The organism is Providencia sp. PROV252 (assembly GCF_033676005.1).
Taxonomy (GTDB): Bacteria; Pseudomonadota; Gammaproteobacteria; order Enterobacterales; family Enterobacteriaceae; genus Providencia; species Providencia vermicola.
Genome location: NZ_CP096294.1, coordinates 3,233,312 through 3,247,629, shown reverse-complemented (window position 1 = coordinate 3,247,629; position 14,318 = coordinate 3,233,312). Strand labels below are relative to the sequence as shown.

Sequence of the window (14,318 nt, the reverse complement as noted above, 5' to 3'; positions counted from 1 at the left end):
ATCTGCCCGCCAGTGGCGGGCAGAATTAACATAAAAGGTAATATTATGATCATTATTGAACATATTCTTGGCAATGTTAAAAAAGACCCAGTGTGGCAAGCGCGCCAGAAAAATGCTGACGTTGATACGTTGATCCTTGATCAACGAGAAGCACAGAAAAGCCGCTGTCGTAAAAATACTGAAAAAGGCCAAGACTTAGGTATCGCGCTGGACAGAAAAGTCTTGTTGTCGGATGGTGATGTTCTGCTATTTGATGAAACAACCAATACAATGACGATAGTTCAGATCTCTTTACGTGACGTCATGATGGTCAATTTATCCCACCTGAAAAACCTAAGTACTGAAGAGCATATTCGTATTAGTTTCGAATTAGGGCATGCATTAGGTAACCAGCACTGGAAAGCCGTTTTAAAGGGTGATCTTGTTTACGTACCACTGACGGTAAGTGAAAAAGTCATGGGTTCGGTCATGCGCACACATGGTTTTGGTGAAGAAACATTTGCCTTTGTGAAAGGTGAAAGCATTTTACCTGAATTGAGCCACTCTGAAGCGCGTTTATTATTTGGTGGTGCAGAGGAAACAGATACGCATGTTCATGTGGAATTAGGGCAGATCCATGGGCACAGTCACAGTCATGATCATGCACACAGCCACGATCACAGTCATGATCACCATCATGACCATGGGCACACTCATACACACAAATAACGTTCGTGTTCATGAGTAAGGAAAGTGATATGGAAGCATCTGACCTAATTAGAATTATGCAGTTTGGTGATTCAGCACTACCAATTGGTGCATTTACATTTTCAAATGGGGTTGAATCCGCCATTCAAAAAGGTGTTGTCCACGACAAAGAAACGCTGAAATCTTTTGTTCATACGTCTTTGAGTGTCGCAGCTCATTCAGATTGTATCGCCATTGTGGCGGCTCATCGTGCTGCTATTGCTCAAGATAACGACACATTAGCGAAGGTTGATTGGGCGGTACATAACCGTAAATTGAATGAAGAAGCACGCATAATGACAACCCGAATGGGGAAAAAACTCGCTGAAATCTCAGTCCATATTTTTGAGAACCCACAAGTGAGTGGGTGGCTTGCGAAAATCAAAGCTAATGAGGTTCCAGGGACTCAGCCAGTAACACAAGCCATTGTTATGGCTGTTCAAGGGATCGCGGAAAGAGATGTTGTTGTGATGCACCAATATGGTATTGCCATGACCATTTTGAGTGCTGCGATGCGGCTAATGCGTATCACACACTATGAAACACAGCATATTCTTTTTGAATTAAATGAAGAAATTAAGGTTTTTTGTGACATCGCAGCTAATGGTGACATAGAGCAAATGTCCTCATATGTTCCTGTGATTGATGTCTTAGCTGCGGTACACACTAAATCGTTTGTCCGTTTGTTTATGAACTAACGAACAACTAAAAATTTTGGGGAAAAATGATGAAAAAAATGACTCGGATCGGAATTGGTGGACCAGTAGGTTCAGGAAAAACAGCAATTATTGAAGTGATCACCCCGATCCTCATTGAAAGAGGTATTAAACCGCTAATCATCACGAATGACATTGTGACGACTGAAGATGCAAAACAAGTAAAACGCACCTTGAAAGGCATTCTTGATGAAGAGAAAATTTTAGGTGTTGAAACAGGGGCATGTCCTCACACTGCAGTACGTGAAGACCCAAGTATGAACATTGCTGCAGTTGAAGATATGGAAGAACGCTTCCCTGATAGCGATGTGATTATGATCGAAAGTGGCGGTGATAATTTAACTTTAACCTTTAGCCCTGCACTTGCTGACTTTTACATCTATGTTATTGATGTAGCTGAAGGTGAAAAAATTCCACGTAAAAATGGTCCAGGTTTAGTTCAAGCCGATATTTTAGTTATCAATAAAATTGACTTAGCGCCTTATGTTGGTGCCAGTCTTGAAGTGATGGAACATGATACCAAAATTGTTCGTGGCGACCGCCCTTATATACTGACTAACTGTAAAACGGGGGAAGGGGTTGTTGAGTTGGTTGATATGATCATGGATAAATTCCTCTTTACGCACCAAGTACCAAGGGGGTAAAGATGACGAATTTCAGGGCAGATATAGCAAATACTCCAACGCGTGTTAAAGCTCATATTTTAGGCAGCAATGCACCTGAACTCGCCGCATATCAAGATGAACCGAAGCAAATGCAAAGTGGTGCTGTTGGTAAAAGTGGTTACTTAAAATTAAGGTTTGCTCAAGGAGAGTATCGTAGTGAGCTGGTGGAAATGGAGCGTCGCGTTCCTTCTTTAGTGCAAAAAGCGCTGTATTGGGATGAGTTGATGCCCCATCTACCCTGCGTCACTATGATCTCTACCTCTGGCAGTTTACTGCAAGGTGATAGGCAAGCCCTTGATATTATAGTTGAAAAAGGTGCTTGTGCTCATGTGACAACGCAATCTGCGACCAAGGTTCATATGATGGAAGCCAACTATGCCACACAGTACCAGAATATTATCGTTGAGGAAGATGGGTATTTAGAGTATTTACCCGATCCTATAATTCCTCACCGTAATTCTCGGTTTATTACTGACACGCGGATTAATATTCATCCAAGTGCGACAATGATTTATTCCGAAATACTCATGTCGGGCAGGAAATATCACCACCCAGATGAACAGTTTGGATTTGATGTTTTTTCATCCCATATTCGAGCAGAATCATCGTTCAATAAAGAATTATTTGTTGAGAAATACATTTTAGAGCCAAAAAAATCACCGTTAAATCTTAAAGCGGTTATGGATAGCTTTGATACTTTTGGCAATGTTATTTTACTGACACCTAAAATTCATCATGAGCGTATTTTAGAACGTCTAGATGCGATATATGACCCGAAAAATGAAATTGCTTTTGGTGCAACTCAATTACCGAATGACTGTGGATTAATATTTAAAGCATTGGGGGTTGATAGTCCAAAAGTGAAGGATGCTGTCAGATATTTTTGGCAAATAGCGAGAGAAGAGATATTAGGTATTTCGCTACAAGAACCTTTTTTATGGCGTTAAATGCGGTTTATTACATTAAATGTTTATTATTGCATTTAATACAAAATAGTAATGGTTGTCATAAAGTGACTGAAATAACCGGTTAGGTTATCAAAGTAATTTATTAATATATTATCAGTAGAGTAATTTTTATGATTTCTCTACTGATATTCCTATCAAGGAATTTCATGATGGAAAAAATAATAAATCAGAATGCTTGGAATAAGTTAGCCAGCAAAAATATAGCGATACAATTTATTGATATCGTCTTGCGTGGCTGTGCTCAAGTTATGTTTCAAAATAACGCACTCACCGGACTTCTATTTTTTATTGCCATTTTCATCGGTGCGTTTTTAGAAGGCATGCCGCAAGTCGCTTTAGGTTGTTTGTTAGGTACCATTGTGGCTACACTTACCGCTTATATTAGTAAATTAGATACTGAATCACTGCGCTCGGGGCTTTATGGATACAATGGTTGCTTAGTTGGGGTTGCTCTTCCTACTTTCTTAGAGAATACCCCATTTGTTTGGGTAACAATCGTATTAGGGAGTATCGTTTCTGTTATAGCGACTATCTCTTTAATGGATTTTCTAAAAAACTGGAAAGTTGCAGCATTAACAGCCCCTTTTGTTTTAGTATCATGGATCATTTTACTCGCGAGTTACAATTTCTTAGGTATTGAAGGTGTTGCATTGCCGACCCCCGCATTACCTAAACAACTTATTGAACCTATTGGGTTAATTCCTCATAGCGATCTGGTTGCTGATATTTTCCGTGGTGTCTCGGAAGTATTTTTACTCAGTAGCATGATTGTCGGCATTCTTTTTGTCATTGGTCTTGCGGTTAGCTCTATATGGGCAGCGATATTTGCCGTATTTGGTTCTCTTCTTGCTTTTATTGTTGCAACCCTTTTAAAAGGTGACTTTTCGAGTATTCATACTGGTTTATATTCATTTAGCGCTGTATTAACTGCGATTGCTTTAGGTTCTACCTTTAATAAACCGAGCTATCGAGTGGTCGTTTATGCCATCGTTGGTGTGATATTTACCGTATTTGTTCAAGGGGCACTCGATATTATTCTTGAACCATTTGGTATCCCGACCTTAACGATGCCATTTGTTCTAGCATCATGGCTATTTCTAGTACCGAATCAAGATATTATGCCTAAGCATCGGCAGTAATATTTGCACTAAAACTTTTTGGTATTCAATTATGAAAAAAAATGCAATATATAAATATATTCAAAATATGAGAATGCTACGCTTAGTGCTCTCATTATTAATACTTGTAGATGGGATATTGATTATTATCCCCATCATCTCAACTTATGATTTTCATTTATACCCTCAGCATCTAGGTTTTGTTGATTGGCTACAATCTTTAGGATTAGTTAAGTTATTAGATATTCCAAGATTTGCTATTGGAGTTGTACTCATTATCCTTGCTATTCCTACATATTTAGGCCTGCGGATCGGTTGGTTATTTAGCTGCTTTATGCTGTTTATTATTATGTTAATTAACTTGGTATTAGCAAGGGAAAATGTCCTGACTGGAACTTTTTCACTGATAGTACTGATTATTGCTGTTGCAAATTGGAAAGCATTTAATCGCCATAGCTTATCTGGTGCAGGCTTTGTTGCTTTCATGAGCTTAAGCGTATTATTGGGTTATTCTGTATTTGGAACTTTGTATTTAGGCGAACAATTTCAACCCCATGTTACTGATATTTCATCAGCATTTTACTTTGCTCTGGTATGTATGACGACGGTGGGATTTGGTGACATTATTCCAATTAGCGTTGAGGCAAGACTGTTCACCATTTCGATTGTAATTTTAGGTATTACAATTTTCACAACCTCTATTGTTTATTTTTTAGGGGTATTTGCAAAAAGTACACAGGAAATTGTTAAGAAGAGATTATTCCGTATGAAAAACCACTATATTATTGTTGGCGCAAGCCCCCTAGCTTTAAACACCTACCACGGATTAAGAAAGCGCGACTTAGATGTCATGGTGCTTTGTCATGAAGATCAAAAAAAGAGCTATCCAGATAATGCGCAAGTTATTGTCACAGCACAAATTAATAAACATACATTAAATAGTGCTAACTTAGATCAGGCAAAAGCGTTATTTATTTTAGGTGACTCTGATTCTGAAAACACCATTTCTATGTTGGCTGCGAAAGAAATTGTTGGTGGAAATATTAAAAGTGTTATTGCTGTAAATGATGACAAAAACTACGAAAACATGCAGCTACTACATGCGGATTTACTCATTTCGCTTTCATCTTTAGGAAGTGAAGTTCTGATTAAAATGATCTTTGGTGAAAACATTAATAACCAAGTGATGGAAAATATTATTTTTTCAAACAACATATTAGAATCATAATATGCTGGAGTCCCAATAGAAAATTGCTGCTGTGGAGTATCTGCAGCTTTATCATTTATACGAAGAAATAAAAATATAGATAAGAGATAGAGAGTTTATTATGGATCTAACCGTTATTATTTTTATTCTAGTGTATGTCGCAATGGCTTTTGGGACTTTCCCAGGGATTAAAATTGACCGTACTGGTGCATCTGTAGCGGGGGCATTGGCCATGATAGGGTTTGGGATTATCTCGCCCAAAGTATCTTGGAATGCAATTGATTACAGTGCGATTGGATTACTATTTGGCTTAATGGTGGTATCTGCATCATTTACAGTATCAGGATTTTATCACCAAGCGGCACAAAAAGTGGCGAGCTTAAATATTAGCCCACCTAAATTAATGGCTGTTTTCATTATTGTTGGCGCACTTCTTGCCTCGGTACTTACAAACGATATTGTTGTGGTGGCGATGACGCCTTTATTGGTTTCCGTTACATTATCTCGTGGTCTTAACCCAATTCCATTTTTACTTGGCTTTTGCTTTGCGGCCAATAACGGTGCCGCAGGTTCTTTAATTGGCAGCCCTAAAAATATGGTTGTGGCACAAGGATTGGATTTATCTTTTCTTGGCATACTCAATATTACGGCTATTCCAGTCTTATTTTCAGTTCCCATTGTATGGTGTGTGATCACTTTGCTTTACCGTAATCGTTGGTATTTATCTGACGATAAAAAGTCAACATTGTCCAATGGCGAACCTTCGATTATTGAATTCAATTGGTGGGAAACGATAAAAGCCGCTACGGTTTTATTTGCGGTTATTCTCGCTTTTTTATTTAGTGATTTACCTCGTGAGCTTGTTGCATTGTCAGCAGCCTGTTTTTTATTGTTAAACAGAAAAATAGCGTCCAGTGACATGTTAAAGCATGTTGATGGAGACTTAATTCTTTTAATGATGGGGTTATTTATTATTAATACCGCATTTTCTAATACTGGTATCCCTCAGGAGATATTGCATTATCTATTGGGCAAAGGTATCGACCTAAATAGCCCTATTACGTTATTTTTGGTCACCATCGTAATGAGTATTTTTGTAGGGACGACACCAACGGTGATTTTATTGATCCAGTTTGTTTACCCTCATGGCAATGTCGATTTGTTAGGTGCTGCGTTAATTTTAGGGGCCTGTTTTGCGGGTAATATATTTATATTTGGTAGTATTGCAGGGATTATTGCTGTTGAGCAATCCTCTGCGCATGGTATTAAAATATCGTTTTTAGAGTTTACAAAATCAGGCGGTATTATTTCCATTATTTGTATTTTTATTGCTGTTGTTTGGTTATCCATCTATTAGTTTATAGAGAGTTTCAACATGTTAGAAGTCAAAAACTTATGTATAAAGCAAGATAACCGTACATTATGGGATTCACTGTCATTTTCACTGAATAAAAATGAGCGCCTAGGGATTTCAGCACCGAGTGGTTTTGGTAAAACAACATTAGGCCGTGTATTAGCCCAATGGCAAATACCTGCGCAAGGAGATGTGCTATTTAATGGAAAAAAATTGTCTCAAAACGAATATTGCCCTGTTCAGCTCGTTCCTCAACATCCTGAAAAGTGCTTTAACCCTTATCGGACAGTCGGTGAAAGTGTGAAGGATGCTTGGGAGCCTGCTCCATACTACCTTGAACGTTTGTTTATTAAATCAGAGTGGTTGGCTAGAAGACCAAATGAACTGTCGGGCGGAGAGCTTGCTCGAATTGCCTTATTAAGAGCATTAGACCCAAGAACAAAAACCTTAATTGCAGATGAAATCACTGCACAATTAGATGCTCACTTACAGAAAGATATATGGCAGTTTTTAATTCAGCTCTCGGAAGAAAGACCATTATCGATGATTGTTTTTAGCCACAATAAATTCCTATTAGAAAAGGTATGTACATCGATTTGGAATATAACAATATCAGAGTGAACTATTTTAAATTATCAAAAGTATTCACTGGCTATTTAATTATGCTCATTTAATGACTGTTAATTTTTGACATTCCATTTATGTATTTAATTTAAATTCTAGAAACGATGTTTTTATATCTATGATATCAAATAGAGGATGCTGCAATGGTAGCTATTGATATTTTATTAGTTGGAGCTGGCGGAGGTATTGGTTCACTACTGCGTTGGTGGATTGGTCGCCTAGTGGGCGAGAGCTATCACGGAAAATTTCCATTATCAACGTTCATCATTAATATTTCTGGCGCATTTGTTATTGGTTTTTTAAGCCGTTATTTTTCTATTGATTGGGATGACCGCTATGGGACATTTCTACAATCAGCTATTTTAACAGGGTTACTGGGGGGGTATACAACATTCAGTAGCATGCAGCTTGATGCCTTGAAGTTGACTCAAACTAAACAAAAATTACTCGCACTCTTTTACTTATTAATTTCGGTTTTATTTGGGTTAGCTGCGGCATTTATTGGTGCTTGGTTAGCAAACTAACAGGGGCTAAAAATGAATATTATGATCTTAGTTTTTATTGGTGGTGCAATTGGCGCAATTTCCCGAGAATTACTGATGGTGTCTGTTCCTACCATGAATGATCACTTTCCCCTTGACATATTTATAGCAAATATTATCGCATCATTATTGCTGGGTATTGTCGCTGGACTATTAATGAGGAAGAAAATAGGCCAAGGGATGAATGCATTTTTTGCCACAGGTGTAATGGGTGGATTATCAACATTTTCTAGTTTTGTCTATGGCGCCGTTGAGATAATGAAGTATCCAGGGGCTTTCTTAGTGGCAGTTAGTTACTTGATTTTAAGTGTCGTTATCGGGTTTGCTGCTATCTATATTGGATACTCAGTGAGTAATAAGCAATATAGTTAAATATGATACTGTTATTTTTAAGTTTATAATAAAACAAGGAGTTTTGAAATGAAAATAGCTAAATCAATATGGCATGGAATTACTTCAGAGCCTTATAGATTACAATTGTTTTTTGATTTAATACTTTTGGTATTATCACCTGTGATATTTATCAGCATAATTGGTTTTGACACAAAAACATTAAATATGGATATTTTCACTATTACATTAATTATTTTAGTTTATATTTACATTACACGTTGGTTTAGCCACTGGTATTGTAATAGAAGTAAAAATAAATAATATGTATGAAAATTTTTATAAGAGTATACTTATTTTTTTGTTATGGTTTTCTTCAATGGCAGTCTAAATATAGAGGAAGCTTCAACATTTACTTAAAGAAGGCTTCCTTATTTTTATTACTATAAATTTTAATTTATGATTTTTCTTTTTTTAGGATCCTAAAAATATTTAAAACTAAGCTTGCAAGAATTGCAACAGCACCACCGATAAATGTCTCATATGCTCTTGATATCGGTAGTAAGTAACTTGGGTTATGTAAAAATTGAGTTTCTTCAAGAAGAAGTAGAACAAAAACAGTAATAGAAAATGTTTTTAGTAGATAATTTAAGCGGAAAAGTGTTGGCATAAAAAATATGATTAAAGCTAAAACTGCTAAGTAAATATAAGTTTCCTGTGATTTGGTTATGCTAAACATGGCAATAACAAAAACGGCTGCCAATAGACTTCCTAAAAACCTAAGTAAGGTAACCTTTATTATGTGCATTTCTTTTGGATGGAGTAACATAATGAATGTTAGAGGCGCCCAATAAGGTTTATATAAATTTAGATAGTCAGGTATTGAAAGACTTAAAAATAGAAAAAAACTGAATAAGAAAGCGCGTATATATACTTTTTCATCACTATGATATATTTCCTTTGAAAATAATCCATTTTTAAATGCATGACTTTCAAAATTTTTATGTCTAAGTAAGCTAAATGTAAGCAGACTAATAGCAACCCCTGAGATAAAGGCCATCGGCAAGTCAAAGCTAATAGAGTCAAGTGTTGTTCCCATACAAGAAAAGATAATCAAAAATGGAAATGTACGATCTAAGTAATCATCTTTTTTGTAAAATAGGTAATAGCAATAGGAGAGGATAAATAAGTAAATATGAAAATAAATTGTTAGCTTTAGTATAAAACCAATCCCCCCACCAACGATAACTAAACATAATAAAAAAAATACATAAAAAATATTACTACTATCAGGCTTTGTATCATAAACGACATTAGAGAATAGTGTTGTTAAAAGACCAAATGTCCCACCTATGAAGCCAAATAAAGAAAAACAAATAGTTGAATTGACTATGGCAGTAATCAAAAAAACTCCATTATTTCTAAAGCTAATATATTTATTTTCTTTATTAATATCTTTCATGTTAACTACTCACTCTATCTTTTTTAGTTATTTTCACCATCTATCTTAGTCGAGTTATATCGTAAATTAAAGAATTGTTTTAGTATGTGATAACTCTGAATATACATTGAAAATATGAAATTATTTTTGTTGGCATTTGTTTTTTAGAGGGGTTTAAAAGTATTCGAATTATATTTAAACATATCATAAAAAGATATAGAAAAATAAACGATAGGTTTTATTCATTTCAATTTATATTTATGATGAAATAGACATTTTCCATTGATTCTTTATACGATAAAAAAATGCACATCCAACTAGCCCTAAATAGATAAAAGGTTCAGGTGTGAGTGTTTTGAGTGACAAAATGTAATGGCAAAGTACAAGTAAGAGGGTAGGGTAAAGTAGCATATGGACTCTTTTCCACCATGTACCTAACCAACTACGTATACAGTTTAATGAGCTAATAGCCATCAGAAATAAACATAGCCAAGCGATAGCGCCAATAACTAAATAAACTCGCGAATAAATTTCTTCAAAAAATAACCCCAAATTATTTATACCGATTTCAAGTAACAGATAACTGCTTAAATGTAGAGCTGCCCAAAAAAAACACCAGAGCCCAAGTGCTTTGCGTGTTTGAAACAATGTGGTAAATCGTAATAATTGAGCAATAAGTGGGATGCACGCAATCAGAACTAATAAACGTAACACAGTGATCCCTGTAAAATGTTGTATATCTTTAGTGGGATCGGCGCCAAGTTGCTGGGTATCTATTAAAAAAATTAACCACAACAAAGGGAGTAGAGCAACAAGGTGAATACTCCCTTTGGTTAACCATACTGTTAGTTTATTTTCTTGGGACATTAATAGTATCTCCGCAAGTCCATTCCTTGGTATAAGCTTGCCACTTGGTCGGCATATCCATTAAAGAGCAACGTGGGTTGCCGAGTTACTTGGCCTAAGCCACCTGCACCAATAAAACGTTCAGTTGCTTGTGACCAGCGGGGGTGGTTTACGTGAGGATTTACATTGGCATAAAAACCATATTCATCTGGTGCAGAAAGGTTCCACGTTGTTTCGGGCATTTGCTCAGTTAGGCGGATTTTCACGATAGACTTAATGCCTTTAAAGCCGTATTTCCAAGGAACGACTAGTCGGATAGGTGCGCCATTTTGGTTGGGTAAGCTTTTTCCATATACGCCAGTGGCCAATAAAGTGAGTGGATTCATTGCTTCATCTAAGCGTAATCCTTCCACATAGGGATAGGCTAACCCGCCACCAACATAACGACTTTTTTGCCCAGGCATTTGTTCGGGGGCGTAACGTGTTTCAAAGGCGACATATTTAGCTTTGCTCGTAGGTTCCACTAGCGCTAATAACTTCGCAAGTGGAAAACCAACCCATGGAATAACCATCGACCACGCTTCTACGCAGCGCATTCGATAAATACGTTCTTCTAAGGGAAACTTAGTGTTGATGTCATCTAAATTGAGAGTCATTGGATGGCTAACTTCACCCTCAATCGTGACAGTCCATTCGTCAGTGACTAATGTATGAGCATTATCGGCGGGATCTGACTTACCGAGTCCAAACTCATAAAAGTTATTATACCCAGTCACTTTATCTTCTGGTGTCAGAATAAGTGATGATTGGTATTCCTGAGGTTGAATAAATATCAGCGATTTTCTAGGCACGGTTGGAGTCGCGGGGGTATCGTCACTAAACCAAGAAAATAAACCTGCATTTGCCGTAGATGCAAGGGTTAATCCTGCGGCTCCGATACCCAAGGCTTTAAGAAGTTGTCGGCGTTTCATAAAAAAAATCGACTCATCTGTGATTTGAGACGTCGGAATTTTTGGTGTTTTTTTCATTGTGCGCTCCAGAGTAATAAGGTGGATTAAATCTGTTATATCAAACGCGCAAAAAATAAAGCTGACAGTAAGATGACAAATTTGTCATCTTACTTGATTGTAGCGAATCGGAGGGTAATTGTACTGGTACCTGAGCAGTGTTCAAAGCTTACTGACCCACCATGCAATTCAACAATTGCTTTAACAATTGCTAATCCTAAACCAGAGCCTTCTGTTGAACGAGCATTATCCCCCCGCCAAAAACGAGTGAAAATTTCTTCATTATCTTGCAGCAGATCGCCTTGGTTAGTGATTTTAATTTCTTGGTGGTTTGGATATGTAGTGATTTCAGTGAGTACGCGAGTTTGTGTGTGAGAAAATTTAATTGCATTTGAGAAAATGTTAATGAAAACTCGGGTGAGTAGTGTAGGGTCAGCATAAAGGGTTAATGACGATGGCTCACATGATAGCTCGATTTGTTTTTCTTGTGCATAGGCGGAAAATAGCTCATACACCTCATCAATAACTTGAAATAAAACGATGTTTTCGCGATTCAACGTAATGTTCTTATTTTCAGCACGGGCAATAAATAGGGTGTTTTGGATCATTTTAGCCAGTTTATCCAACTCTTCGATATTACTGACGATCATCGTTTCATATTCGGCAACACTACGAGGCCGCTGCAATGTAACTTCATTCTGCACACGAATAGCATTAATTGGGGTTCTTAACTCATGGGCTAAGTCATCAGCCAATTGGGTGAGTTTAACAAAATCATGCTTCAATCGTTGGCGCATGGTATTCATTGATTTACCCAGCTCTTTAAGCTCTTGCGGCAACTGCTCAATATCGATAGGGTTCTTTAATGTATAAATATCTGTTTTTGCTGTGATTTGGCTAAGCGATTGAATATCTGACAGTCCTTTTTTCAAGAGCCATATACTGAGTATCCCCATGAGTAATATTGAAAATGCTGAAACCAGCATACTTTGGGTTAAATATTGGGCTAAGATGCCACTGCGGTCGACCGATATTTTGCCGAGAACAACTTGTAAGGGCCCTTGTGGGGAGTTTGAAACGAAATATACGGAGGAAAAGGGGATCCCCTGCGCTGTTTTCCCATGGTTGATAACATTGAGATTTAATTGTTTTTGTGGCACTAATTTGAGTTGTTGGGTATCAAGTTGCGCATTATTTGTCGAAACTAATACGCGCCCAGCGTCATCTGAGATTTGGATAATATCTTGGCGCATATCCATCATGCTTTGGAAATACATGGGAAGCGTTTTGATATCAATACCACTGGAAATTAACTTGGCGAGCTGGTGGGCTCGGTTAATGAGTAAGTTGTTATCTTGTTCAACGAGCTCATTTTTAAGTGAGTGATACAAAACCCACGTCACCATACCTGCATTTACAACCATCAAAGCAATAAATAATGAAATAAGCTTAAAGCGTAGCGATTTTTTTTTCATTTTTCTGGCCTATTTAAGCGATATCCCATACCACGAATCGTTTCGATGAGTTTAACGTCAAAATTATCATCGATTTTCTTTCTTAGCCGGCGAATAGCGACATCAATAACATTGGTATCGCTGTCAAAATCAATCCCCCAAACTTCACTTGCAATTAATGCTCTCGGCAAGATTTCATCACAATGCAGTACAAAAAACAGTAAAAGAGAAAATTCTTGACGGGTTAAGGTGATTTTTATACCACCACGTTCAACTTCATGGCGAGTAAGGTCTATTTTTAAATCCGCAACCGCCATATTTGTAGATGTGGGTTGATGAACTTTTAAGAGATTTTTAACCCGAGCGAGTAATTCTGAGAATGAAAATGGTTTAACGAGATAGTCATTTGCACCGAGCTCTAATCCTTTAATTCGGTCGTCTACTGCATCGCGAGCGGTGAGGCAAATTACAGGAACATTTTTAGATGTCCTTAAAATTTTCAAAATGTCCCAGCCATCCATGCCAGGGAGCATAATATCGAGAATAACTAACTGGTAGTTATTCTCTAAGGCAAAATAGAGACCATCACGGCCATCTTGGGCAGTATCCACAAGAAAACCTGCTTCTTCTAAGCCATTTTTAACCCAATGTTGGGTTTTTGTATGATCTTCAATTAAGAGTATTTTCATGAAATTCGAACGGTAACCTCAATTTGACTTTATTTTATATTAAAGAAACTTAGGTGTGTTTAACAATTAAAAATCATAGGGTCGTGGCTGTGAAGGCGATTTAGAGTGATAATACATTCTATTGTCTGCTCTGATTTTAGACGTATCATGGGCTTTCTATATTAAATATAGGCCTACTTAATAACGTTACTAAGTTAAGTAACATATTGAATATAAGTAATTTATTATGAATAGCACTCCCTCTTTTCAAGATATAATTTATCACTTAATCGGTAGTATCCCTGAAGGCCGAGTCGTGACTTATGGCACGCTGGCCAAAATGGCGGGTTACTCTACTTATGTACGACAAGTATGCCAAGTGATCCGCACGATCCCCGCAGACAGTACTTTGCCGTGCCATCGCATTATAAATGGGCAAGGGAAATTGTCTGTGAAAGGGGAGAGCTATACGCGACATAAAAAAGCACTTATCAGTGAAGGCATTATTTTTGATTCAAATGATAAGATAAAGCTGAAACAATATTTGTGGGAAGGGCTTAGCTAGAAGGGAAATTTCGAACTTCAATTCTCGACCTCACTGATGAATCCTCTCACTATGATTCTAAAACCACATAAATATGATTCTAAAAAT

17 protein-coding genes are annotated in these 14,318 nt (G+C 37.1%); 12 read left to right on the top strand and 5 right to left on the bottom strand.

All coding sequences use genetic code 11. From position 1 onward, the window contains the following. Positions 1-45: 45 nt before the first annotated feature. The 11 genes from ureE (at position 46) to M1F05_RS14915 (ending at position 8,574) form a co-directional block, all read left to right on the top strand. Complete coding sequence (gene ureE, locus M1F05_RS14965) at positions 46-708, top strand: urease accessory protein UreE (RefSeq protein ID WP_206082860.1); 663 nt, start codon at positions 46-48, stop codon at positions 706-708. Between the two features lie 29 nt (positions 709-737). Then, positions 738-1,424 (top strand): urease accessory protein UreF, encoded by a 687-nt coding sequence (locus M1F05_RS14960; RefSeq protein WP_206082859.1) that lies wholly within the window; start codon positions 738-740, stop codon positions 1,422-1,424. 29 nt (positions 1,425-1,453) lie between these two features. Then, positions 1,454-2,086 (top strand): urease accessory protein UreG, encoded by a 633-nt coding sequence (ureG, locus tag M1F05_RS14955; RefSeq protein WP_206082858.1) that lies wholly within the window; start codon positions 1,454-1,456, stop codon positions 2,084-2,086. Between the two features lie 2 nt (positions 2,087-2,088). After that, positions 2,089-3,054, top strand: coding sequence for an urease accessory protein UreD (locus M1F05_RS14950; RefSeq protein WP_206082857.1), 966 nt, complete (start codon positions 2,089-2,091; stop codon positions 3,052-3,054). A 167-nt stretch (positions 3,055-3,221) separates the two neighbouring features. Then, complete coding sequence (gene yut, locus M1F05_RS14945) at positions 3,222-4,214, top strand: urea transporter (protein WP_206082856.1); 993 nt, start codon at positions 3,222-3,224, stop codon at positions 4,212-4,214. 31 nt (positions 4,215-4,245) lie between these two features. Beyond that, a complete protein-coding gene (locus M1F05_RS14940) occupies positions 4,246-5,421 on the top strand; it encodes an ion channel (RefSeq protein WP_206082855.1) in 1,176 nt (391 codons plus the stop codon). Between the two features lie 100 nt (positions 5,422-5,521). Continuing rightward, the gene (locus M1F05_RS14935; protein WP_206082854.1) at positions 5,522-6,757 is read left to right on the top strand and encodes an SLC13 family permease; all 1,236 of its coding nucleotides are present in this window, start codon (positions 5,522-5,524) and stop codon (positions 6,755-6,757) included. 18 nt (positions 6,758-6,775) lie between these two features. Further along, positions 6,776-7,375 carry an ATP-binding cassette domain-containing protein gene (locus M1F05_RS14930; RefSeq protein ID WP_206082853.1) on the top strand — a complete coding sequence of 200 codons (600 nt, stop codon included), beginning with the start codon at positions 6,776-6,778 and terminating at the stop codon, positions 7,373-7,375. Positions 7,376-7,521: 146 nt separating this feature from the next. Next, positions 7,522-7,902: a fluoride efflux transporter CrcB gene (gene crcB, locus M1F05_RS14925; protein WP_206082852.1), complete on the top strand. Its 381-nt coding sequence runs from the start codon at positions 7,522-7,524 to the stop codon at positions 7,900-7,902. Between the two features lie 12 nt (positions 7,903-7,914). Beyond that, entirely contained in the window at positions 7,915-8,292 is a 378-nt protein-coding gene (locus tag M1F05_RS14920) for a CrcB family protein (RefSeq protein WP_206082851.1), read from the top strand. Between the two features lie 48 nt (positions 8,293-8,340). Next, complete coding sequence (locus M1F05_RS14915; protein WP_206082850.1) at positions 8,341-8,574, top strand: hypothetical protein; 234 nt, start codon at positions 8,341-8,343, stop codon at positions 8,572-8,574. A 133-nt stretch (positions 8,575-8,707) separates the two neighbouring features. Here M1F05_RS14915 and M1F05_RS14910 read toward each other — a convergent pair whose 3' ends face one another. The 5 genes from M1F05_RS14910 to M1F05_RS14890 all read right to left on the bottom strand — a co-directional run bounded on the left by M1F05_RS14910 (position 8,708) and on the right by M1F05_RS14890 (position 13,687). Next, a complete protein-coding gene (locus M1F05_RS14910) occupies positions 8,708-9,712 on the bottom strand; it encodes an FUSC family protein (protein WP_206082849.1) in 1,005 nt (334 codons plus the stop codon). Positions 9,713-9,949: 237 nt separating this feature from the next. Then, positions 9,950-10,558: a sulfite oxidase heme-binding subunit YedZ gene (locus M1F05_RS14905; RefSeq protein ID WP_206082848.1), complete on the bottom strand. Its 609-nt coding sequence runs from the start codon at positions 10,556-10,558 to the stop codon at positions 9,950-9,952. Continuing rightward, entirely contained in the window at positions 10,558-11,565 is a 1,008-nt protein-coding gene (gene msrP, locus M1F05_RS14900; RefSeq protein WP_206082847.1) for a protein-methionine-sulfoxide reductase catalytic subunit MsrP, read from the bottom strand. Before msrP ends, M1F05_RS14905 begins: the two co-directional genes overlap by 1 nt. Positions 11,566-11,654: 89 nt before the next feature. Next, positions 11,655-13,019, bottom strand: a complete 1,365-nt coding sequence (locus M1F05_RS14895) for a heavy metal sensor histidine kinase (RefSeq protein WP_206082846.1) — start codon at positions 13,017-13,019, stop codon at positions 11,655-11,657. Next, a complete protein-coding gene (locus M1F05_RS14890; protein WP_206082845.1) occupies positions 13,016-13,687 on the bottom strand; it encodes a heavy metal response regulator transcription factor in 672 nt (223 codons plus the stop codon). Before M1F05_RS14890 ends, M1F05_RS14895 begins: the two co-directional genes overlap by 4 nt. A gap of 226 nt (positions 13,688-13,913) precedes the next feature. Between M1F05_RS14890 and M1F05_RS14885 the strand changes: the two genes are divergently transcribed. Next, complete coding sequence (locus M1F05_RS14885) at positions 13,914-14,231, top strand: MGMT family protein (protein ID WP_206082844.1); 318 nt, start codon at positions 13,914-13,916, stop codon at positions 14,229-14,231. The last annotated feature ends 87 nt before the right edge of the window (positions 14,232-14,318 follow it).

Coding starts and splice junctions, on each gene's coding strand:
- ureE (WP_206082860.1), top strand. CDS start 46: ATGATCATTATTGAACATATTCTTGGCAATGTTAAAAAAGACCCAGTG.
- M1F05_RS14960 (WP_206082859.1), top strand. CDS start 738: ATGGAAGCATCTGACCTAATTAGAATTATGCAGTTTGGTGATTCAGCA.
- ureG (WP_206082858.1), top strand. CDS start 1,454: ATGAAAAAAATGACTCGGATCGGAATTGGTGGACCAGTAGGTTCAGGA.
- M1F05_RS14950 (WP_206082857.1), top strand. CDS start 2,089: ATGACGAATTTCAGGGCAGATATAGCAAATACTCCAACGCGTGTTAAA.
- yut (WP_206082856.1), top strand. CDS start 3,222: ATGATGGAAAAAATAATAAATCAGAATGCTTGGAATAAGTTAGCCAGC.
- M1F05_RS14940 (WP_206082855.1), top strand. CDS start 4,246: ATGAAAAAAAATGCAATATATAAATATATTCAAAATATGAGAATGCTA.
- M1F05_RS14935 (WP_206082854.1), top strand. CDS start 5,522: ATGGATCTAACCGTTATTATTTTTATTCTAGTGTATGTCGCAATGGCT.
- M1F05_RS14930 (WP_206082853.1), top strand. CDS start 6,776: ATGTTAGAAGTCAAAAACTTATGTATAAAGCAAGATAACCGTACATTA.
- crcB (WP_206082852.1), top strand. CDS start 7,522: ATGGTAGCTATTGATATTTTATTAGTTGGAGCTGGCGGAGGTATTGGT.
- M1F05_RS14920 (WP_206082851.1), top strand. CDS start 7,915: ATGAATATTATGATCTTAGTTTTTATTGGTGGTGCAATTGGCGCAATT.
- M1F05_RS14915 (WP_206082850.1), top strand. CDS start 8,341: ATGAAAATAGCTAAATCAATATGGCATGGAATTACTTCAGAGCCTTAT.
- M1F05_RS14910 (WP_206082849.1), bottom strand. CDS start 9,712: ATGAAAGATATTAATAAAGAAAATAAATATATTAGCTTTAGAAATAAT.
- M1F05_RS14905 (WP_206082848.1), bottom strand. CDS start 10,558: ATGTCCCAAGAAAATAAACTAACAGTATGGTTAACCAAAGGGAGTATT.
- msrP (WP_206082847.1), bottom strand. CDS start 11,565: ATGAAAAAAACACCAAAAATTCCGACGTCTCAAATCACAGATGAGTCG.
- M1F05_RS14895 (WP_206082846.1), bottom strand. CDS start 13,019: ATGAAAAAAAAATCGCTACGCTTTAAGCTTATTTCATTATTTATTGCT.
- M1F05_RS14890 (WP_206082845.1), bottom strand. CDS start 13,687: ATGAAAATACTCTTAATTGAAGATCATACAAAAACCCAACATTGGGTT.
- M1F05_RS14885 (WP_206082844.1), top strand. CDS start 13,914: ATGAATAGCACTCCCTCTTTTCAAGATATAATTTATCACTTAATCGGT.